This window comes from Streptomyces sp. NBC_00075 (genome assembly GCF_045041225.1).
In the GTDB taxonomy this organism is placed as follows: Bacteria; Actinomycetota; Actinomycetes; order Streptomycetales; family Streptomycetaceae; genus Streptomyces; species Streptomyces adonidis.
Genome location: NZ_CP108243.1, coordinates 11,055,197 through 11,075,740 on the forward strand (window position 1 = coordinate 11,055,197; position 20,544 = coordinate 11,075,740).

Annotated in this window: 16 protein-coding genes; 8 read left to right on the top strand and 8 right to left on the bottom strand. The window is 70.7% G+C overall.

Features of this window, described 5'->3' with window-relative positions; all coding sequences use genetic code 11:
- Positions 1-79: 79 nt before the first annotated feature.
- A complete protein-coding gene (locus tag OG787_RS48570) occupies positions 80-628 on the bottom strand; it encodes a TetR/AcrR family transcriptional regulator (protein ID WP_369029586.1) in 549 nt (182 codons plus the stop codon).
- An 87-nt stretch (positions 629-715) separates the two neighbouring features.
- Here OG787_RS48570 and OG787_RS48575 point away from each other — a divergent pair, with 87 nt between their 5' ends.
- A complete protein-coding gene (locus tag OG787_RS48575; protein ID WP_405539887.1) occupies positions 716-1,411 on the top strand; it encodes an alpha/beta hydrolase in 696 nt (231 codons plus the stop codon).
- A gap of 47 nt (positions 1,412-1,458) precedes the next feature.
- Here OG787_RS48575 and rraA read toward each other — a convergent pair whose 3' ends face one another.
- Positions 1,459-1,941: a ribonuclease E activity regulator RraA gene (gene rraA / locus OG787_RS48580; protein WP_405539889.1), complete on the bottom strand. Its 483-nt coding sequence runs from the start codon at positions 1,939-1,941 to the stop codon at positions 1,459-1,461.
- Between the two features lie 38 nt (positions 1,942-1,979).
- Positions 1,980-2,213 (bottom strand): hypothetical protein, encoded by a 234-nt coding sequence (locus tag OG787_RS48585; protein ID WP_369029583.1) that lies wholly within the window; start codon positions 2,211-2,213, stop codon positions 1,980-1,982.
- A 67-nt stretch (positions 2,214-2,280) separates the two neighbouring features.
- On the opposite strand from OG787_RS48585, the gene OG787_RS48590 reads away from it, so the two are divergent.
- The 4 genes from OG787_RS48590 to OG787_RS48605 all read left to right on the top strand — a co-directional run bounded on the left by OG787_RS48590 (position 2,281) and on the right by OG787_RS48605 (position 7,653).
- Positions 2,281-3,078: an oxygenase MpaB family protein gene (locus OG787_RS48590; protein WP_405540797.1), complete on the top strand. Its 798-nt coding sequence runs from the start codon at positions 2,281-2,283 to the stop codon at positions 3,076-3,078.
- Between the two features lie 57 nt (positions 3,079-3,135).
- A complete protein-coding gene (locus OG787_RS48595) occupies positions 3,136-5,370 on the top strand; it encodes a tetratricopeptide repeat protein (protein WP_405539890.1) in 2,235 nt (744 codons plus the stop codon).
- A 160-nt stretch (positions 5,371-5,530) separates the two neighbouring features.
- The gene (locus OG787_RS48600) at positions 5,531-7,126 is read left to right on the top strand and encodes a phytoene desaturase family protein (RefSeq protein ID WP_405539891.1); all 1,596 of its coding nucleotides are present in this window, start codon (positions 5,531-5,533) and stop codon (positions 7,124-7,126) included.
- A gap of 176 nt (positions 7,127-7,302) precedes the next feature.
- A complete protein-coding gene (locus OG787_RS48605; RefSeq protein WP_369029580.1) occupies positions 7,303-7,653 on the top strand; it encodes a VOC family protein in 351 nt (116 codons plus the stop codon).
- Between the two features lie 109 nt (positions 7,654-7,762).
- Here the strand turns inward: OG787_RS48605 and OG787_RS48610 are convergent, their stop codons facing one another.
- Positions 7,763-9,550, bottom strand: coding sequence for a serine hydrolase (locus OG787_RS48610; protein ID WP_405539892.1), 1,788 nt, complete (start codon positions 9,548-9,550; stop codon positions 7,763-7,765).
- Between the two features lie 84 nt (positions 9,551-9,634).
- On the opposite strand from OG787_RS48610, the gene OG787_RS48615 reads away from it, so the two are divergent.
- Positions 9,635-10,762, top strand: coding sequence for an NAD(P)H-dependent flavin oxidoreductase (locus OG787_RS48615; protein ID WP_369029578.1), 1,128 nt, complete (start codon positions 9,635-9,637; stop codon positions 10,760-10,762).
- Positions 10,759-12,309, top strand: coding sequence for an acyl-CoA synthetase (locus OG787_RS48620; protein ID WP_405539893.1), 1,551 nt, complete (start codon positions 10,759-10,761; stop codon positions 12,307-12,309). The genes OG787_RS48615 and OG787_RS48620 overlap by 4 nt, the downstream gene beginning before the upstream one ends.
- Positions 12,310-12,375: 66 nt before the next feature.
- On the opposite strand, the gene OG787_RS48625 is transcribed toward OG787_RS48620, so the two are convergent.
- Positions 12,376-14,811, bottom strand: a complete 2,436-nt coding sequence (locus tag OG787_RS48625; RefSeq protein WP_405539894.1) for a penicillin acylase family protein — start codon at positions 14,809-14,811, stop codon at positions 12,376-12,378.
- A gap of 123 nt (positions 14,812-14,934) precedes the next feature.
- Between OG787_RS48625 and OG787_RS48630 the strand changes: the two genes are divergently transcribed.
- Positions 14,935-16,434, top strand: a complete 1,500-nt coding sequence (locus OG787_RS48630; RefSeq protein WP_405539896.1) for an acyl-CoA synthetase — start codon at positions 14,935-14,937, stop codon at positions 16,432-16,434.
- 3 nt (positions 16,435-16,437) lie between these two features.
- On the opposite strand, the gene OG787_RS48635 is transcribed toward OG787_RS48630, so the two are convergent.
- From OG787_RS48635 to OG787_RS48645, 3 genes are all read right to left on the bottom strand, one after another.
- The gene (locus OG787_RS48635) at positions 16,438-17,004 is read right to left on the bottom strand and encodes a cysteine hydrolase family protein (protein WP_369029574.1); all 567 of its coding nucleotides are present in this window, start codon (positions 17,002-17,004) and stop codon (positions 16,438-16,440) included.
- A 107-nt stretch (positions 17,005-17,111) separates the two neighbouring features.
- On the bottom strand, positions 17,112-18,407 hold the full coding sequence (gene paaK, locus OG787_RS48640; protein ID WP_405539897.1) for a phenylacetate--CoA ligase PaaK: 1,296 nt from the start codon (positions 18,405-18,407) through the stop codon (positions 17,112-17,114).
- Between the two features lie 176 nt (positions 18,408-18,583).
- The gene (locus OG787_RS48645; RefSeq protein ID WP_405539899.1) at positions 18,584-20,509 is read right to left on the bottom strand and encodes a sulfatase; all 1,926 of its coding nucleotides are present in this window, start codon (positions 20,507-20,509) and stop codon (positions 18,584-18,586) included.
- Positions 20,510-20,544: the final 35 nt, after the last annotated feature.

The window sequence follows — 20,544 nt, forward strand, 5'->3', positions numbered from 1 at the left end:
CCGCCGATTCCGCGGCGCGCCAGTCTCTCACCCGTCACCACAACCGGCCAAGCCTCCTGAACAGCTCACGGACGTGTTCTCAGGCGCTGTCGATCGTGGTGAGGAAGTCATGGAAGGCCCGGTGCGTGCGCTGGGCGTCGCCGGTCGCGTCCAGGTCCATGAGGAGGCCGCGGATGACGGCGAGTACGACGGTGGCCAGCTCGGGGCGTCCGAGGCTGCGCAGGCCGGCTTCGAGGGGCGCGAGCCAGTCGGTGGTCGCGGTCCGCCGGAAGCCGGGCCAGAGGGGCCCGCCCGCGGTGTCGTGCAGCCGGCTGAACATACGGAGGTAGGGCGCGCCTTCCGGCCCGGAGATCGCGGACCAGGCGCGGGCGAGGGTCGTCGGGTAGGGCTCGTCGGGTCGCAGACGGATCAGGTCGGTGAAGGCCTGGAGCTGGCGCTGCCGGGCCTGTCCGAGGATCTCGCGGAGCAGTCCGTCACGGGTTCCGAAGTGGTAGATGAGCATTCGGCTGGAGGTGCCCGCGGCTGTGGCCAACGGCTCCAGCCGGTCGGGGAGCCCGTGTTCGAGCGAGTAGTCGGTGCACGCGGCGAGCAGCCGCTCCCTGATCTGTGGCTGCCGCTGTCTGCCCATCGAGCCACTTTTTCACGTAATAGCGAGTACGTCTAATGTGATTCGAGAGGCAAGCGGAACTCGCGCGTGACGGACGAAGGGGTCGTGATGAGGGTCGTTTTCGTGCACGGGGCATGCGTCAGGGACGGATCGTGGTGGTGGCACCGAACCGGTGAGCTGCTGGCCGAGAGGGGTGTCCTCAGTGAGGCGCCCGCCCTGCCGAGCTGCGGCGAGACGGGTGAGCCGGCGGGCGCGGGCGGCCCCGGGCTGGCAGAGGACGTCGCCGCGGTCCGGGACGTACTGACCGCGAGCGACGAGCCGACCGTCGTGGTCGCCCACAGCTACGGCGGGATCGTCACCGCTGAGGCGGCTGCCGGTATCGACGCCGTGCACCACCTGCTGCTCGTGTCGAGCTATCTGCCCGAGGTCGGGCAGAGCCTCGCCTCGTTCGGGGGCGAGGAACCCGCCCCGTTTCTCGACATCGATCCCGAGGCAGGCACCTTCACCGTCCGGCCCGACGCGCTGGCCGAGACGTTCCTCCAGGACTGCGATGAGCAGATCCAGCGGCAGGCCGTGGACAGGACGGCCCGGCAGAGCCTGACGGTCCTCGAACAGCCGGTGAAGGCGGCGACATGGCGACACGTGCCCTCGACGTACCTCGTCTGTGCCCAGGACAGGGGCACCCCCGCCGAACGGCAGCGGGAGTTCGCCGGCCGGGCGGGCAGCGTCGTGGAGCTCGACACGGGCCATCATCCGTTCCTCTCCCGGCCGGCCGCTGTACGCGAACTGATCCTCGGGCTGTGAACGCTCCGAAACCCCTTGTCCGGGCCACGAGGGCGATGCGCGAGGTCCTACGGGAGGAGGACGATGCCGTCGTCGTCGGCGTGGAGCCGGTCGCCCGGGCGGAAGGTGACGCCGCCGATGACGACGGGCACGTCGACCGCGCCCTCGGCGGCCTTGCTGCTCTTGCGCGGGATGGTGCCCAGGGCCTTGATGCCGAGTTCGAGGGTTGCCAGGGCGGCGGAATCGCGGACGGCTCCGTGCAGGACCAGACCGGCCCACCCGTTGTCCTGGGCGGCCCCGGCGATGAGGTCGCCGACCAGGGCGGTGCGAAGGGAGCCCTGGCCGTCGACGACGAGGACGTCGCCGTGGCCCGGGGTTCGCAGCAGGTCGCGCAGCAGGCCGTTGTCCTCGTGGCAGGAGACCGTGCGGACCGTGCCGGTGAAGGAGCGGTGGCCGCCGAACTGGCGGAACTGGAGGTCGCAGACGCGGAGTTCGGCGCCGTACTGGTCGACGAGGTCCGCGGTGGGCAGCGGGGCGGGGGAGTCGGGCATGGGAGGGAGCTCACCTTTCGGGCGGTCGGCTGCCGCGCTCACGTCGTGTCCGGCCGTCGGGACGGGACGGGCGCGAGCGCGGAAGCCTGTTCGGGGGTAAGGGGACGGGTGGGGTGGCCGTGAGGTAGAAGGAACAGTCTGCCTGTCTCCTCCGGTTCCCCGGCCGCGTGGGCGGCCTGCTGGAGGCCGTGGTGACGGCCGTGGTCGGCGAGCAGGAGGGTGGCGTCGGTGAGGCGGACGAAGAGGCCGGCGGCCGGAAAGACCGGGGACACTGGCCGTGTGGACGGCATTTCCGCAGGCGACCCGGGGCTGTTCGGCCCGAATTCCGTGACCTGGCAGATGCACGGCGACCCCATGATGTGGGTCGCCGGAATCCGCGCGCTCTACCTCCAGGCGCTGCACCCGCGCGCGATGGGCGGAGTCATGCAGAACTCGGACTTCCGGAAGGACGCCTGGGGCCGGCTGATGCGCACCGTCCACTTCCTCGCCACGACGACGTACGGGACCACCGAGGCGGCTGAGAAAGCGGGCGCCCGCGTACGGAAGATCCACAGCATGCTGTCCGCCGTCGACCCGGACACGGGGGAGCGGTACGGCGTCGGTGAACCCGGACTGCTGCTGTGGGTGCACTGCGCCGAGATCGACTCCTGTCTGCACATACTGCGCCGCTCCGGATACCCGCTCACCGACGCCCACGCCGACCGGTACATCCGCGAACAGCTGGTGAGCGCCCGGCTGGTGGGCCTCGACCCCGCCGACGTGCCCGCGGACCGGGCCGAACTCGCCGCCTACTTCGAGAAGGTCAGGCCCGAGCTGGCCGCCGGAGCCGACGCACACGAAGTGGACGACTTCCTGCTCCGTCCACCGACGCACCCGCTCCTCGTCCCGGCGCGTGAGGTGCTGTGGCGGCGCGTGGCGCAGCTCGCGTACGCCTCTCTGCCGCCGTACGCCCACGAGTTGTACGGCCGAGCCGCACCCGAACCACCCACCGTCACCCGGCAGTTGCGTGCCACGGGCACCCTGCTGCGCTGCGTTCCCGCACGTGTGCGCTGGCAACTGCCGCCCAAACACATCCTGCGGGCCGTGTCACGGGTCGGCCCCGGCTCGCACCCCGCGCCGTACAAACTCGGACGATAGCTCGCCATACTGGACGGGCCAGGGGAGGGCGGACGGAACCGGGGGCGGCAGCAGGACATGGCGGACACCAGACTGATCCAGGGCCGGTACCGGCTGCTCGATCTGATCGGGCGCGGTGGCATGGGGGAAGTGTGGCGTGCTCGCGACGAGTCGCTCGGGCGGCAGGTCGCCGTGAAGTGCCTGAAGCCGCTCGGGCCGCACCACGACCACTCCTTCACCCGCGTCCTGCGGGAGCGCTTTCGGCGCGAGGCCCGGGTGGCCGCCGCGCTACAGCACCGCGGGGTGACCGTCGTGCACGACTTCGGCGAGTCCGACGGGGTCCTCTATCTCGTCATGGAACTGCTGGAGGGGCGCAACCTGAGCCAGCTCCTGGAGGACAACAAGCATCACCCGCTGCCCGTCCCGGACGTCGTCGACATCGCCGACCAGGTCGCCGCCGCTCTCGCCTACACCCACCAACAGGGCATCGTCCACCGGGACTTGAAGCCCGCGAACATCATGCGGCTGACCGACGGCACGGTGAAGATCTGCGACTTCGGCATAGCGCGCCTCGGTCACGACATCGGCTTCACCTCCCGGCTCACCGGTACCGGAATCGCGATGGGCACCCCGCACTACATGTCGCCGGAGCAGATCAGCGGCGGCGAGGTCGACCAGCGCAGCGACCTGTACTCCTTCGGGTGCGTGCTCTACGAACTGGCCACCGGGGTACCGCCGTTCGACCTCGACGACGCCTGGGCGGTGCTCGTCGGACACCGCGACACCCCGCCCGAGCCGCCGCGCAACCACCGCTCCGAGGTGCCCGAGTTCCTGGAGCGGGTCATCCTCGCCCTCCTCGCCAAGCTCCCCGACGAACGCCCGCGCGACGCACGGGAGTTGGCCCGCCGGATCAGTGCGGGCCGGGCCACCCCGCTGTATGTGCCGACCCTTGTCACCCCGCGGCCCCAGCTCCCGCCTCCCGAGCCCGCCGCCCGTGAACCCCGGCTGCCGTCCTGGACCCGGGGCATGACCACCGGCCACAAGGCGACCGGCGCCGGGATCGACACCACACCCCCGGACCCGGCGGCCGGTCTCACCGGCGACTGGATCGCCCGCCCGGCCACCGGCCGCCCCGAGGAACCCGTACCGCAGCTGCCGCCCGCCCCCTCGCCCCAGACGCTCAACGCGCTGGCCGGACGGCACAACGCGGGCCTGAGCCTGGGGCGCCTCGGTCGCTGGGCCGAGGCCGGCGAGGTGCACCGCGCGGTCGCCGCCGAACGCGAGCACGTCCTCGGCCCCGCCCACCCCGAGACCCTCGCCAGCCGCTACGAGGTCGGCTTCACCCTCAGCCGCACCGGCCGCGCCGCCGACGCCCTGCGCGAATACACCCACGTGGCGCGGGAGAGGGCGCGGATCCTCGGCGCCGAGCACCCCGACACCCTGGCCGCCCGACAGGAAATGGCGTACGTCCTGGGGCAGTTGGGCCGTCATTTCGAGGCGCACCAGACCTACACGACCGTCCTGGCCGCCCGGGAGCGCACGATGGGCGCCGACCATCCGGACACCCTGCGCTGCCGCCACAACCTCGCCTTCAACCTGAGCCGTCTGGGGCGCCTGGAGGACTCGTACCGCATGGCCTGCGAGGTGGCGACCGCACGCGCCCGTGTGCTCGGCGCCGCCCACCCCGACACCCTGGTCACGCAGTACGAAGTCGCCTACGCGCTCGGCCAGTTGGGGCGCTGGCCGGAGGCCCTGGCGACCTACCAGGAGGTCGCCGAGGCACGCGCCCAGGCCCTCGGCCCCGACCACCCCGACACGCTCGCCGCCCGCTACGAGGTCGGGATCAGCCTCGGACGGCTCGGCCGCAGCGCGGAGGCCCTCAAGCTGTACCGCGACCTGATCGACGACCGCACCCGCGTCAACGGCCCCGCCCACCCCGAGACCCTGCGCGCCCGGCACGGACTCGGCGTCAACCTCGGCAGGCTCGACCGCTGGGAGGAGGCGCTCGCCGAGTCGCGCGACGTGTGCGCGATCCGCGAGCGGGTCCTTGGCGCGGACCACCCGGACACCCTGGTCAGCCGCCGCGAGGTGGCCGTCGGCCTGGGGTGGCTCGGCCGCTGGCCCGACGCCCTGACCGAGTACCGGCGGGTCGCCACGTCCCGTGAGCAGGTGCTGGGTGCTGACCATCCCGACACCCTGGCCAGCCGCAATGACGAGGCGCACTGTCTGGAGCAGCTGGGGCGGGGGGTCGAGGCGGTCGAGTTGTATCGGAGGGTGGCTGTGCTGCGGCAGCAGCGGGCCTCCGGCCATTGAGAAGCGTCGGCTGGTGTTGTCGGTTCGCTGCGGCGCCGTCGTGGCTGGTCGCGCAGTTCCCCGCGCCCCTTAAGGGCGCTGCCGAACCGTAGTCGACTTCGCTGCTCCGCTGGGCCGTACTGCTCTGGCCGGGGTGGATCATCGCGTGTTACGAAGAACCATGCCCGCACACGAGCGCCCCGACGGACCCGACCGACACGACGTACGCGACCGATACGACGCGGTGATCGTCGGCGGGGGCCACAACGGCCTCGTCGCCGCCGCCTACCTGGCCCGGGCCGGGAAGTCCGTGCTGGTTCTGGAGCGGCTGGCCGGTACTGGAGGAGCCGCCGTGTCGACGCGGCCGTTCGCCGGGGTCGACGCCCGGTTGTCGCGCTACTCCTACCTGGTCAGCCTGCTGCCCCGGAAGATCGTCCGCGATCTCGACCTGGACTTTCGCGTGCGCGGGCGCACCGTCTCCTCGTACACCCCCGTGGAACGGGCCGGCCGCCCCACCGGACTCCTCGTCGGCGGCGGCGAGCGCCGTACCCGCGAGGCCTTCGCACGCCTCACCGGAGGGGAACGCGAGTACGAGTCCTGGGAGCGTTTCTACGCCATGACCGGCCGCGTCGCCGAAAAGGTGTTCCCCACCCTCACCGAGCCCCTGCCCACCCGCGACGAACTCCGCCGCCGCGTCGACGACGAGGACGCCTGGCGCACCCTCTTCGAGGAGCCCATCGGCGCCGCCGTCGAGGCCAACTTCGACGACGACCTCGTACGCGGTGTCGTCCTCACCGACGCCCTGATCGGCACCTTCGCCGACGCCCACGACCCCTCCCTCCGCCAGAACCGCTGCTTCCTCTACCACGTCATCGGCGGCGGCACCGGCGCCTGGGACGTGCCCGTGGGCGGCATGGGTGCCCTGACCGACGCGCTGGCCGGCGCCGCCCGGAACGCGGGCGCCGTGCTCGCCACCGGCCACGAGGTCGTACGGGTCGACACGGACGGCCGGTCCGCCGAGGTGACCTACCGGACGGCCGACGGGGAGGGCACGGTCGCCGCCCGGCACGTCCTGGTGAACGCCTCGCCGCAGGAGCTGGCCGCGCTGACGGGCGACACGCCGCCGAGCCCCGCCGAGGGCGCCCAGCTCAAGGTGAACATGCTGCTCACCCGGCTGCCGAGGCTCAAGGACACGTCGGTCGACCCGCGCGAGGCCTTCGCCGGGACCTTCCACATCGCCGAGGGGTACGAGCAACTGGCCGCCGCCCACGCCCAGGCGACGGCCGGTGAACTGCCCGCCGCGCCGCCGTCCGAGATCTACTGCCACTCGCTCACCGACCCGACGATCCTCGGCCCGGACCTCGTCGAGCGCGGCTACCAGACACTGACCCTGTTCGGCCTGCACACGCCCGCACGCCTGTTCGCGCGCGACAACGACGCCGTCCGCGACGAGCTGTTGAAGTCGACCCTCGCCCAGCTCGACGCCCACCTCGCCGAACCCCTCGCGGACTGCCTCGCCACCGACGCCGACGGGCGCCCCTGCATCGAGGCGAAGACCCCGCTCGACCTCGAACGCGACCTGCGGCTGCCCGGCGGCAACATCTTCCACCGCGACCTGACCTGGCCCTACGCCCAGGAGGACACCGGGCGCTGGGGCGTGGAGACCGGGCACGCCAACGTCCTGCTGTGCGGGGCGGGCGCGGTGCGCGGGGGTGGCGTGAGCGGGGTGCCGGGGCACAACGCCGCCATGGCCGTGCGGGAGGCGGACGAGGACTGAACGCCGGGCGTTCGGTGAGCGATTGCGGAGAGAGGCCGCCGAGCGCTTCGCCCGATGTCCGCTGCGATGCGACTCGGTCGTCGTGTCATCGAATGCGGCCGAAGGTCTTCCGGACCTGAGCGTGCCAGGATGCCGAGGACACGACTGCGCGCACGTCGAAAGGGCAGGAACGAGCCATGATCAACGGTGCACATGTCATCCTCTACAGCCAGGACGCCGAGGCGGACCGCGCCTTCCTGCGTGACGTCCTCGACTTCCCCGGCGTCGACGCGGGCGGCGGCTGGCTGATCTTCAAGCTGCCCCCGGCCGAGGTGGCCGTGCACCCGACCGATGGCCCGCCCCAGCACGAGTTCTTCCTGATGTGCGACGACCTTGACGCCCAGCTCGGCGAGTTCCGCGCGAAGGGCGTCGAGATCACCCGCCCGGTCAGCGAACAGCGCTGGGGCAAACTGACTGCGATCCGGCTCCCCAGCGGCGCCGAGCTGCCGCTGTACGAACCGCTGCATCCCGTCGCCCACAGCCTGTGACCGCAGCACTTGGCTCAGCGTGACGCATCCGAACTTGGTCGCCGCAGGTCAAGGCGCCGCAACCGACTGACTTCGATGACACCGGACAGACGACATCACGCATTCAAGGTCAGTCGTTCGCGGATGCCGTCCAGCCCACCGCCTCGATACGCGCCGCGTCCGCCGGGCGCGTCTCGTCGAAGACGATGCCGTCGTCGCCGCGTACGGTCAGGCCGTCGACGTACGCTCCGCGGCCGACGTACAGCCGGTCGGTCGTGTACCGCCAGCGGAGGATCAGGGTCGGTGTGGCCGCCAGGTCCGCCGAAAGGCCGTGCCAGACGCGCCCCGACCAGCCGGTGACCGAACCCGTCGGATGCTCCTGAGCGTCGTTGTCACCCCGCGCTGTCGTCGTGAAGGGGACCGGCTGCCAGGTCGTGCCGCCGTCGGTCGAGGCCTCCAGGAACAGGGCGTCCGACTGCGGCTCGGTGTCCCACCAAAGGGCGCAGCACAGACGGGAGTTGGCCGTGGTGGAGAGGGGTGGCAGGGTCAGCGTCGCCGTCGTCGTGCTCGCCATGCCGGAGAACCAGGCCGTACGTCCATGACGTGGGCGGACCGGTACCGCGCGGGCCAGGTTGTTCGCGGCGGCGACCCGGGGCGCGGAACCGGAACGCCAACTGCGCACCGGATGCACGGAGTTGCCGAGCACGACGAGGAAGGAGTCGGTCGACGGATCGAGGACCAGAGAGGTGCCGGTGAAGCCGGTGTGCCCTGCGGTGCTGGGCGTGGCCATCGCGCCCATGTACCAGTGCTGGTACAGCTCGAAACCGAGCCCGTGCTCGTCACCGGGGAAGGCGGTGTTGAAGTCGGTGAACATCAGCTCGACCGAGGCCGGCGACAGGATGCGCGCCCTGCCGTACGCACCGCCGTTGAGCAGCGTACGGCCGAGCACGGCCAGGTCCCAGGCCGACGAGAAGACACCGGCATGGCCCGCCACCCCGGCCAAACTGAACGCGTTCTCGTCGTGCACCTCGCCCCACACCAGGCCCCGGTTCAGCCCCGACCAGGGCGCGCGGGCGTCCTCGGTGGCGGCGATCGTCGGTTTCCAGGAGGCGGGCGGGTTGTAGCGCGTGCGGTGCATGCCGAGCGGGGCGGTGATCTCGTCGTGGAGCAGTGTGTCCAAGGGGGTGGAGGTGATCTTCTCCAGTACCAGCTGGAGCGAGATCAGATTCAGGTCCGAGTAGAGGTACTTGGTGCCCGGCGGGTTCAGGGGCGCCTGGTTCCAGATGAGTTCGAGCTTCTGCTCGTACGTCGGCGCGTTGTAGAGCGGGATCCAGGCGCGGAAGCCCGAGGTGTGCGTGAGGAGTTGACGGATCGTCATGTCCTGCTTGCCCGCCCGAGCGAACTCCGGCAGATACGCGGCGACCTTCCCCTCCAACTCCAGCGCGCCCCGCTCCAGTTGCTGCACGGCCAGGATCGAGGTGAACAGCTTGGAGACCGAGGCGAGGTCGAACACCGTGTCCTCGGTCATCGGGATCTGCTCGGCGGCCGGGAACTCGACCCCGGTGTCCGTTTTCTCGTCGTACGACGCATAGCGCACCGCCATACCGATCGGCTGATGCAGCGCCACGGTGCCGCCCCGCCCGGCGAGCAGGACCGCGCCCGCGTACCAGGGGTGGTTGGGGGAGGGGCCGAGGAACGCCTCGGCGTCCGTCACCAGTTGGCGCAGATGCTGGGGGAGGAGGCCTGCCTGTTCGGGTGAGCCGGGGCGCAGGGTCGGGTGCCGGCCCGTTGGTCCGGGGGTGGCTGCGGCCGGGCTCATCGGGAAGGAGGCGAAGGTCAGGGCGCCGCCCAACGCCAGTGTGCGTCTGGCGAGCTGACGACGCGTCAATCCTTGTCCGTCCGTTGCGTCTTCTGTCATTGGGGGAGCCTCCCACAGTCAAGAATCTGACGGTGTATCAGAAAAGGTCTTCCCTCGTCCGGAGGACTGCGGCATCCTGCGGCCATGCAGACGGAGCTGAGCAGGAAACTGGGAATCGAGCACGCCGTCTTCGGCTTCACGCCGTTCCCCGCCGTCGCCGCGGCCATCAGCCGGGCCGGCGGTTTCGGGGTGCTCGGCGCGGTCCGCTACACGGCACCGGACGACCTCAAACGCGACCTGGACTGGATCGAGGCGCATGTCGAGGGCCGGCCGTACGGGCTGGACGTCGTGATGCCGGCCCGGAAGGTCGAGGGGGTCACCGAGGCGGAGGTCGAGGCGATGATCCCCGAGGGGCACCGCCAGTTCGTCCGGGACACCCTCGCCAAGTACGGCGTGCCCGAGCTGGCCGAGGGCGAGGCGTCCGGGTGGCGGATCACGGGGTGGATGGAGCAGGTCGCCCGCACCCAGCTCGACGTGGCCTTCGACTACCCGATCAAGCTGCTGGCCAACGCCCTCGGCTCGCCGCCCGCCGATGTCGTGGCCCGCGCCCATGACCAAGGGGTGCTCGTCGCGGCCCTCGCGGGCAGCGCCCGGCACGCGCGCAAGCACGCCGAGGGCGGGATCGACATCGTCGTCGCGCAGGGGTACGAGGCGGGCGGCCACACCGGCGAGATCGCCTCCATGGTGCTGACGCCCGAGGTCGTCGACGCGGTCGATCCGTTGCCGGTGCTCGCGGCCGGCGGTATCGGCAGCGGACGGCAGGTGGCCGCCGCGCTGGCCCTCGGCGCCCAGGGGGTCTGGCTGGGGTCCATGTGGCTGACCGTCACCGAGGCCGACATGCACTCGACCGCGCTCACGCAGAAGCTGCTCGCGGCCGGTTCCGGCGACACCGTCCGCTCCCGCGCCCTGACCGGCAAGCCGGCGCGTCAGCTGCGCACGGACTGGACCGACGCCTGGGACTCGGTCGAAGGACCCGGCACCCTGCCCATGCCGTTGCAGGGTCTGCTCGTGGCCGAGGCCGTCTCGCGCATCCAGAAGTACGAGGTCGAGCCGCTCCTTGGCACGCCCGTCGGTCAGATCGTCGGCCGGATGAACAGTGAACGGAGCGTTCAGGCGGTCTTCGACGAGCTGACCAGCGGCTTCGAGGAGGCTGTGAACCGAGTCAACAGGATCGCGGGACGGAACGCCGACGGAAAGGGCGAACAGTCGTGAGCGAGGTTCACAACGGTTTCTGGGCGCAGGCCGCCGCCGACCCGGAGCGCATGGTCCTGATCGCGCCCGACGGCGAGGAGTGGACCGCAGGACGGCTGCACGCCGCCACCAACCAGCTCGTCCACGGGCTGCGCGCCGCAGGGCTCGAACGCGGTGACGCCTTCGCCGTCGTCCTGCCCAACGGCGTCGAGTTCTTCGTGGCGTATCTGGCAGCCGCCCAGGCCGGGTTCTATCTCGTCCCCGTCAACCATCACCTTGTCGGGCCCGAGATCGCCTGGATCGTCGCCGACTCCGGTGCCAAGGTGCTCATCGCGCACGAACGGTTCGCCGACGCGGCCCGCGCCGCCGCCGATGAAGCCCGACTCCCGGCGGAGCGGCGGTACGCGGTCGGCGAGGTCGACGGATTCCGCCCCTACGCCGAACTCCTGGACGGACAGCCCGAGTCGGCGCCCGGCGACCGCACCCTCGGCTGGGTCATGAACTACACCTCGGGCACCACCGGCCGCCCGCGCGGCATCCGGCGCCCACTGCCCGGCAAGCCGCCCGAGGAGGCGTACCTCGGCGGATTCCTCGGCATCTTCGGCGTCAAGCCGTTCGATGGGAACGTGCACCTCGTCTGCTCGCCGCTCTACCACACGGCCGTGCTCCAGTTCGCCGGCGCGTCCCTGCACATCGGGCACCGCCTGGTCCTGATGGACAAGTGGACGCCGGAGGAGATGCTCCGCGTCATCGACGCCCACGGCTGCACGCACACCCACATGGTCCCCACCCAGTTCCACCGGCTGCTGGCACTGCCGGAGGACGTGCGGCGGACGTACGACGTGTCGTCCATGCGGCACGCCATCCATGGCGCCGCGCCCTGCCCCGACCATGTGAAACGGGCGATGATCGACTGGTGGGGCGACTGTGTGGAGGAGTACTACGCGGCCAGCGAGGGCGGCGGGGCGTTCGCGACCGCCGAGGACTGGCTGAAGAAGCCCGGCACGGTCGGCAAGGCCTGGCCGATCAGCGAACTCGCCATCTTCGACGACGACGGCAACCGGCTGCCGCCCGGCGAACTCGGCACCGTCTACATGAAGATGAGCACCGGCGGCTTCGCCTACCACAAGGACGAGGGCAAGACGCAGAAGAACCGCATCGGCGACTTCTTCACCGTCGGCGACCTGGGCCTCCTGGACGAGGACGGCTATCTCTTCCTCCGGGACCGCAAGATCGACATGATCATCTCGGGCGGGGTCAACATCTACCCCGCCGAGATCGAGGCCGCCCTGCTCGCCCACCCCGCCGTCGCCGACGCCGCCGCCTTCGGCATCCCGCACGACGACTGGGGAGAGGAGGTCAAGGCGGTCGTGGAGGCCGCGCCCGGACACCTGCCGGGCCCCGAGCTGGCCCACGAGATCCTCGGCCACTGCGCCCGCCAACTCGCCGGGTACAAGCGGCCGAAGAGCGTCGACTTCATCGACCGGATGCCGCGCGATCCCAACGGCAAGCTGTACAAGAGGCGGTTGCGGGACCCGTACTGGGAGGGCCGTACGCGGCCCGTGTGAGCGGCCGTGCGATGTGGTCCCGCCCCGGAGACGGGACGGGACCACACCGGCCTGACCGTACGTGCGTCAGCCGTGCACCCGGATCACCCGCAGCGCGGGCGACGACAGGATGTCCTTCTCGCAGAACCGCGCGCTGACCCACTTCTCGGCCGAGAACAGCCGCGTCTGGTCCGCGAAGTGCGGCGAGTCGGCGTTCGACGACTGGGAGTACGTCAGCAGCGTGCGGGCCACCGGGCAGCGGCTGCCGTCCCAGCCCACGGCCTGGATGTGGCTGGACCCGAACGCGCTGTCCCGGTAACCACCGTTCGCCGTGTCCCACACGGGCTCGATCTTGTTCCACACCCCCAGGGACTCCGTACCGCCACCGACGGGCAGACGCTGACCCTTCCGTACGACGTACTGGTGGTCCCCGAGCCGGGAGTTCAGCGGGATGCCCGCCGCCCGCAGCTCCGTCACCGCGTCGGCGAGGGCCTTGGTGAAGCCCGGCGCTTCCGTGTTCAGCGTGTTGGGCGTGCCGACCGGGTCCGCCGCCGAGAACGGCACCTTCCAGCGCTGCGGGGCAGGCACGGCGGCGAGGAGCTTCCGCCAGAACCGGTCGAAGAGCAGCGCACCCCGGCTGTCGCTGTTCATGGTGCGGTCCCAGGACGCCAGCACACCGCAGGCCTCGCCGACGTCAACTGCCGTTCCGTCCGTGCCCGTTGCCGTGCCGCCGGGCAGCGCCGCGCACGCCCGGGCCGCGTCGGCCGCGGCCAGCGCACCCGTCGTCGAGCGGTTCGCGAACTGCTGCCGCTGGAGATCCGCGACCGTCAGCCCGCCCTTCGCGGCCAGCGCCGCCACGTCCGCGACGGCACCGCGGGTACGCGGCGAGGCGGTCGTACGCTCCGGGCCGAAGATCCGCTCGTAGCCGGTGATCGGCCGGTCCAGGTTGGTCAGCCACGCACTGTCGTTGGAGTTCTCGACATACGGCGTGTCCCGCAGCGTCGGCATCCGCGCGGGCCCGAATATCCCGGGCGCCACGGCGTCCGGGTCGTCGCCGATCGCGCAGTCGGTGCGTGAGCCGTCGAGGATCGCGACCCCTGCCGCCGGGTAGGTGACCTTGCCGAGCGGGGTCGAACACGCCGCCGCCAACTCGTTGGTGACCCGGGGCAGTACCTGCGACTGGGCGAACAGCGAGTGTCCCGAGGAGTCGGCGGCGACGGTGTTCACCCAGGGAATGCCCTGGTGCTCGTCGAGGGAATCGAGGACGTCGTCCGTGCCGCGCGCCTTGCTGAAGTCGAGCGAGGTGTCGTAGAAGCGCAGGTTCGCCGCGTTCGGGTCGTTCAGCGCGTACGCCGTTGTCGTGGTCCACGGCAACGGAAGCCCGGTGCTGGGGGACAGGATGACCGGGCCGTAGCGGGTCCACCACTGGGTGCGGGTCACCGGCGCGCCGTCCTTCACCGGGACGGTCACCGACCGGCGTGTCATCCGCTCCGGCTTGCCGTCGACCAGGTACGTCGTCGGGTCGGCGGGGTCCAGCTTCAGCTGGTGCAGGCTGAGCGGCACACCGGTGGACACGGTGTGGCTCCACGCCACGTTCGCGTTGTACCCGATGGAAATGGTCGGGGAGCCGAGCAACGACCCGCCCGCGACGTTCAGTTCACCCGGGATCGTCAGCTGGGACTGCCAGAACCGGCGCCCGCCCTGCCACGGGTAGTGCGGGTTGCCGAGCAGCAGACCGCGCCCGTTGGCGGTCGTACCGCCGTTGAACGCCACGGCGTTGGAGCCCATGTCGGAGATGTCGAACAGCTCGCGCGCGCCCTTGGCGGCGGCAGAGGCGTCCGGAAGGGAGGAGCCGGTGGTGGCCGCAGCTGTGGCGGGCGGCTGCGCGGTGGTGATCTCGTTCACCATGCCGCCCTGGCCGCCGAGCACCGCGAGGGCGTACGCGCGGGTGGCCACGTCGAGACCGGTCACCGGCCGGACCCAGGACGCTCCCGCGCACGCCGGGTCCTTGACCCGGTTCTGCTTCAGCCAGGCGTTGTAGCCGGCCGCCCAGCCGTTCATCAGGTCCTTGACGGCCTTGCTCGGACCCTGCGGCGCGGGCTGGGCGAGCAGGCGCTCGACCGTGCCGCTGTCCCGCACGCCACGGAAGTACAGGTCGCTGGAGAGGTTGTCGGAGGCGTCGGAGAGCGAGAAGTCGGTTGCCGCGTCCGGTCCGAAGTAGCGCGAGCGGTCGCCGCGCAGGGTCGTGAAACCGTCGGCGAGCACGCACACCTGATCGGCGGCCTGCGCCCAGCCGTTGCCGAAGCCGAGGTTCGCGTAGTTCTTCGCGACGATGTGCGGGATGCCGTACTCGGTGTAGCGGATCACGGCCGACAGGCCGCCCTGGGACGGATGTTGCTGTGACGCCTGTGCGGCTTCTGCTGCCTGTTGTTGCCGGCTCTGCGCCGTGGCGGCCGGCAGTGCTGTCGTGGCGGTGAGTAACGCGACGGCCGTGACGACGAACCGTCTTGTGCGGGTGCGCATCGTGCCTCCCAACATCATCGGGGGAAAGGGCGGTTGAGCGTACCTAGGGGTATGTGCACTATGTGTGCGCTGACCTGCTTCGGCGCTTGACCTCCTTGGGGGCCGGAACCAGGATCACGGGTTATGACGCAGCAATACGGCAGCACGGTTGACGGGGTCCTGCGACGCAGCGCCCAGCGCGTTCCGGCGCGGGTCGCGGTCGAGTACCGAGAGCGCTCCTGGACCTACGAGGAACTGGACGAGGCCGTCTCCCGCGCGGCGGGCCTGCTGCGCGGCGAGGGCCTGGCCCCCGGTGACCGGGTCGCCGCCTACGGCCACAACTCGGACGCCTATCTGATCGCTTTCCTCGCCTGCGCCCGCGCCGGACTCGTGCACGTCCCCGTCAACCAGAACCTGACCGGTGACGACCTCGTGTATCTCGTCGACCAGTCCGGCAGCACCCTGGTCCTGGCGGACCCGGACCTCGCGGCCCAACTCCCCGACGGCGTACGGACCCTGCCGCTCCGCGACGCCGACGACTCGCTCCTCGCCCGCCTGGCCGACACCGCCCCCTACGACGGTCCCGACTCGCGCACCGAGGACCTGGTGCAGCTGCTCTACACGTCCGGGACGACCGCGCTCCCCAAGGGCGCGATGATGACCCACCGCTCTCTGGTGCACGAGTACCTGAGCGCGATCGCTGCCCTGGACCTGAGCGCAGGCGACCTGCCCGTGCACTCGCTGCCGCTCTACCACTCGGCCCAGATGCATGTGTTCCTGCTGCCGTATCTCGCCGTCGGCGCGACGAACGTCGTCCTCGACGCACCGGACGGCGACACGATCCTCGACCTCGTCGAGGCCGGCCGGGCGGACAGCCTGTTCGCGCCGCCGACCGTGTGGATCGGCCTGGCCAACCGCCCCGACTTCGCGACCCGCGACCTGAGCGGACTGCGCAAGGCCTACTACGGGGCGTCGATCATGCCGGTCCCGGTCCTGGAACGGCTGCGCGAGCGGCTCCCGAAACTCGCCTTCTACAACTGCTTCGGTCAGAGTGAGATCGGCCCCCTCTCCATGGTTCTCGGGCCCTTTGAGCACAAGGGCCGACTGGACTCCTGCGGGCGTCCGGTGCTGTTCGTGGACGCCCGGGTGGTCGACGAGGACGGCGAGGACGTGCCCGACGGCACCCCCGGTGAAGTCGTCTACCGGTCCCCGCAGTTGTGCGAGGGCTACTGGGACAAGCCCGAGGAGACGAGCGCCGCCTTCCGCGACGGCTGGTTCCACTCCGGTGACCTCGTCGTCCGGGACGCCGACGGCTACTACACCGTCGTCGACCGGGTGAAGGACGTCATCAACTCCGGTGGCGTACTGATCGCCTCACGCCAGGTCGAGGACGCCCTGTACACCCATGAGTCGGTCGCCGAGGCGGCCGTCGTCGGCCTGCCCGACGAGCGCTGGATCGAGGCGGTCACGGCGGTCGTCGTCCCGCGCGGCGAGGTCACGGAGGCCGAACTCATCGCCCACGCCCGCGAGAAGCTCGCCCACTTCAAGGCACCGAAGCGGGTGGTGTTCGTGGACGAGCTGCCGCGCAACGCGAGCGGGAAGATCCTCAAGCGGGAACTCAGGGACCGATTCGCGGACTCCTGACCGTCACTCCTTGTCGTTGCCCGCGAAAGCCAGTTCCGCCGTACTGACCGTCCCGGCGGTACGTCCCGGCGCGGTCTGGTACTGCCAGTAGAGGTTGGTGTGCGAGATGACCTCGGCCGGGATCGGCGCGCCGTACTCCGTGAGGTCCTCCGTGGTGTGGGCGTCGCCGACCAGGGTCACGTCGTACCCGCGCACGAAGCCGCCGTGCAGGGTCGCGCGGACGCACGCGTCGGACTGGGCGCCCGTGACGACCAGTCGGCCGACGCCGTGCTCGGCGAGGACGGACTCCAGGTCGGTGGCCTCGAAGGAGTCGCCGTACCTCTTGTGGACCAGGGGTTCGGCGTCCCGGCGGACCAGTTCCGGCACGATCTCCCAGGGTTCGCTGCCGGCCTTGAACTCGTCGCTGGAATGCTGCACCCAGACCACGGTCACGTCCTCCGCGCGGGCCTTGTCGACCAGGGTGCCGATGTTCGCGATCACGGCCTCGCGGTTGTGGCCGCCGGCCACCACGCCGTTCTGGACGTCGATGACGAGCAACGCGCTGTTCGGCCTGTCGGGCAGAGTCGTCATGGGGAACCTCTTTGTCTCCTCGGCGCGGATCCTCTTCTCGCCACCCACACTAGAGCCGACCACTGACAACGGCACCTGACCTGCGAATCTCTTGGTCAGTCGGGATCTCAGTCAGGCCTGAGATCCACCACCCGCCTGATCTTCCCCACCGACCGCTCCAGTGTCTCCGGCGCCACGATCTCCACCGCCGCCGAGATCCCGATGCCGTCCTTCACCGCCGTCACGATGGCGTGGGCCGCTGCGTCCCGGATCTCGGGGGTGGCGCCGGGGCGGGCCTCGGCGCGGACGGTGAGGAGGTCGAGGCGGGACTCGCGTGTGAGCCGGAGCTGGAAGTGGGGTGCGACGCCCGGAGTGCGCAGCACGATCTCCTCGATCTGGGTGGGGAAGAGGTTCACCCCGCGCACGATCAGCATGTCGTCGCTGCGCCCGGTGACCTTCTCCATCCGCCGGAAGACCCGCGCCGTACCGGGCAGCAGACGCGTCAGATCCCGGGTCCGGTAGCGGATCACGGGCATCGCCTCCTTGGTGAGCGAGGTGAACACCAGTTCCCCCTTCGCCCCCTCCGGCAGCACCTCGCCCGTGATCGGGTCGACGACCTCCGGGAAGAAGTGGTCCTCCCAGACATGCAGACCGTCCTTGGTCTCCACGCACTCCTGGGCGACCCCCGGGCCGATCACCTCCGACAGCCCGTATATGTCGACGGCGTCGATCGCGAACCGCTCCTCGATCTCCTCGCGCATCCGTTCGGTCCACGGCTCGGCCCCGAAGATGCCGACCCGTAGGGAAGTACTCCGAGGATCGACGCCCTGCTTCTCGAACTCGTCGAGGATCGTCAGAAGATAGGAGGGCGTCACCATGATGATCCCGGGCTCCAGATCCCGGATCAGCTGGACCTGGCGGGCCGTCATACCGCCGGACGCGGGGATCACCGTACAGCCGAGCCGTTCGGCGCCGTAGTGCGCGCCGAGACCGCCGGTGAACAGGCCGTATCCGTACGCCACATGGACCGTGTCGCCCGGCCTGCCGCCCGCCGCGCGGATCGAACGGGCCACCAGGTCGGCCCACAGGGACAGGTCGTTGTCCGTGTAGCCGACGACCGTGGGGCGCCCGGTGGTGCCGCTCGACGCGTGGATCCGGCGGACCCGGTCCCGGGGGACGGCGAACATCCCGTACGGGTAGGTGTCGCGCAGGTCCGCCTTGGTGGTGAAGGGGAACAGGGCCAGATCGGCGAGGGAACGACAGTCGTCCGGGCGTACGCCCGCCTTGTCGAAGGACTCGCGGTAGAAGGGCACGTTGTCGTAGGCGTACCGCAGCGAGGTCCGCAGCCGCTCCAACTGGAGGGCGCGCAGCGCCTCCGCGTCGAGACGCTCGCCCGCGTCCAGCCACTCCGTCGCATCCGCCATCGGGCGTCTCCCTCACATCGCGGCCACCTGGTCCGGCACCGGCGACCGACCATTCGGTCGAGGTGCTCTGGATCAGTAATCCAGGAGGGCTCGGTGCTTGCAAGAGGTCGTACGCCAAGAGACACGGCCGACGGAGGTCCCGGCTCCGGTGGAGCCGGTCCTCCGCGCGGACCGCGCTACTTCTTCTCCGGTCCGTACGCCGTCATGAAGCGGTCGCGGAACTGGTCCATGCCCCACTTGGGGGCGTCGGCCGCGGGCTTGAGGCCGTCCGTCCAGCCCCAGTCGGCCACGCGGTCCAGCACCTTCGGGTCGCGGGCGACGATCGTCACCGGCACGTCCCTGTTGGCGCTGCCCCCGGTGACCGTCGGGACGGGCTGGTGGTCGCCCAGGAAGACCAGGACGGTGTTGTCGTCGCCGCAGCGCTGGACCCACTGGGTCAGGCTGTCCAGGGAGTACTGGATGGCCTTGCGGTACTCGGTCCGTACGCGCTTGGCGCTCTTCCAGACCTCCGTGGGGTTCGTGCCCTCCGCCTTGATCTTGTTGAAGACCGTACCGTCCCCGAGGTCGTTCCAGTCGATCGTGCGGGCGATGGGGGACCAGGGGTTGTGGCTGGAGGCCAGGATGATCTCCGCCATGATCGGGTCGCGGTCCTTCTTGCCGTGCTCCAGCTTCTGGAAGGCCTCCAGGGTGAACTGGTCCGGCACCGGGGTCCAGCTGAAGAACGGCCCCTGGTAGCCCAGGTGCGTGGAGTCGTAGATGTTGTCGAGGCCGAAGTACTTGCCCTCGGGCCAGGACTTGCGGACGCCGGGGACGATGCCGACCGTGCGCCAGGCGCCGGTCTTCTGGAAGTAGCTGGTGAGGGAGGCGCGGTCACTGGTCGTCACGGTCCGGTACCGCTGCTGGTTCTTGACCCACAGGCCGGACAGGAACGTCGTGTGGGCGAGCCAGCTGCCGGCGCCCGTCACGGGTGACGTGAGCCAGCCGCTGCGCGCCGCGAACCCGGCGGACCTGAGCCTGGCGTCGCCCTCCTTGAGCGTCTTGTCGATCTCCGGCGCCATCGTCGGATCGTCGATCGCCACCCGGCCGTAGCTCTCGACGAAGGTGAACAGCACGTCCTTGCCGCGCAGCCCCGTCAGCAGTTGGTCGGACGGGGTGCCGGCGAAGGCGTCGACGTGCAGTTGCTTCTCGAAGACCTCGGCGTCCCCGAGGCCTTCGCGGACGTACTGCACCTTGTTGGTGAGGTACTGGGAGTAGCCCTTGGTCGCGATCGTCACACCGCCCGGCTGCACGCTCATGGTGAAGCAGACGATCCACGCGGTGCCGAGGACCAGCGTGCCGCGCACGGCCACGGGGCGGTGCCGGGCCATCAGGTCGGCCAGCCGCACCATCGCGAGCGCGCTCAGCACGAGAACCGCGATCAGCAGGACGATCACGCCGATCACCACGAGCACCTCGCCCGAGCGACCGAGCGAGTCCTTCAGGAAGTCCGCCGCGTCGTTCAGCAGCACCCAGTCGAAGACCAGGTCGAACGGCCGGGCGAGGGTCTGGTAGAAGCCCATGTCGAGACACTTCAGGACGGTGGACAGCCCGAGGAACGCCCCCAGGACGACCGCCGTGATCCGCCGTGCCCTCGACGGCAGGACGAGCAGCACAGCTGCGAGGAAGATCGCCTCGACGGGCAGGCGGAGGAACGACTGGGGGGTGATCCGGTCGAGCCGGTTGGGTATGAGGAGCGCGCCGAGCACCAGCACACCGGCCAGGACACTCGTGCCCACCCGCACGCCACGTGCGGCGCGGGGGAAACGACGGCGCCAGCCGAACCAGCCGGGGCGGACGGAGGCGGCGGCGGCCCCGTCGCTCGGGTCGGGTTCGTCGGTGGACGCAGGATCGGATGCCGTCGCGTCGGCGGATTCCTCCGCCTCGGCGGTCGTCGTCGGCCCGGTCGCCTCGGCCGCTTCCTCGTGTGCCGGATCCAGGTCCGCCGGGGCGTCGGGCTCGGTGTCCTTCACCTCGGGAGCGGCCGAGGAATCCTCGGCCGTGGTCCCGTTCGGTGAGTCCGCGTCCGGCTCCGGGAGTTGACGAGGGGGCGTGAGGTGCGACACCGAAGTGTCCTTCCGTGCGATGACCGGTGGTGCGT

Coding starts and splice junctions, on each gene's coding strand:
- OG787_RS48630 (WP_405539896.1), top strand. CDS start 14,935: ATGACGCAGCAATACGGCAGCACGGTTGACGGGGTCCTGCGACGCAGC.
- OG787_RS48605 (WP_369029580.1), top strand. CDS start 7,303: ATGATCAACGGTGCACATGTCATCCTCTACAGCCAGGACGCCGAGGCG.
- OG787_RS48590 (WP_405540797.1), top strand. CDS start 2,281: ATGCACGGCGACCCCATGATGTGGGTCGCCGGAATCCGCGCGCTCTAC.
- OG787_RS48635 (WP_369029574.1), bottom strand. CDS start 17,004: ATGACGACTCTGCCCGACAGGCCGAACAGCGCGTTGCTCGTCATCGAC.
- OG787_RS48570 (WP_369029586.1), bottom strand. CDS start 628: ATGGGCAGACAGCGGCAGCCACAGATCAGGGAGCGGCTGCTCGCCGCG.
- OG787_RS48625 (WP_405539894.1), bottom strand. CDS start 14,811: ATGCGCACCCGCACAAGACGGTTCGTCGTCACGGCCGTCGCGTTACTC.
- OG787_RS48610 (WP_405539892.1), bottom strand. CDS start 9,550: ATGACAGAAGACGCAACGGACGGACAAGGATTGACGCGTCGTCAGCTC.
- OG787_RS48575 (WP_405539887.1), top strand. CDS start 716: ATGAGGGTCGTTTTCGTGCACGGGGCATGCGTCAGGGACGGATCGTGG.
- paaK (WP_405539897.1), bottom strand. CDS start 18,407: ATGGCGGATGCGACGGAGTGGCTGGACGCGGGCGAGCGTCTCGACGCG.
- OG787_RS48600 (WP_405539891.1), top strand. CDS start 5,531: ATGCCCGCACACGAGCGCCCCGACGGACCCGACCGACACGACGTACGC.
- OG787_RS48595 (WP_405539890.1), top strand. CDS start 3,136: ATGGCGGACACCAGACTGATCCAGGGCCGGTACCGGCTGCTCGATCTG.
- OG787_RS48615 (WP_369029578.1), top strand. CDS start 9,635: ATGCAGACGGAGCTGAGCAGGAAACTGGGAATCGAGCACGCCGTCTTC.
- rraA (WP_405539889.1), bottom strand. CDS start 1,941: ATGCCCGACTCCCCCGCCCCGCTGCCCACCGCGGACCTCGTCGACCAG.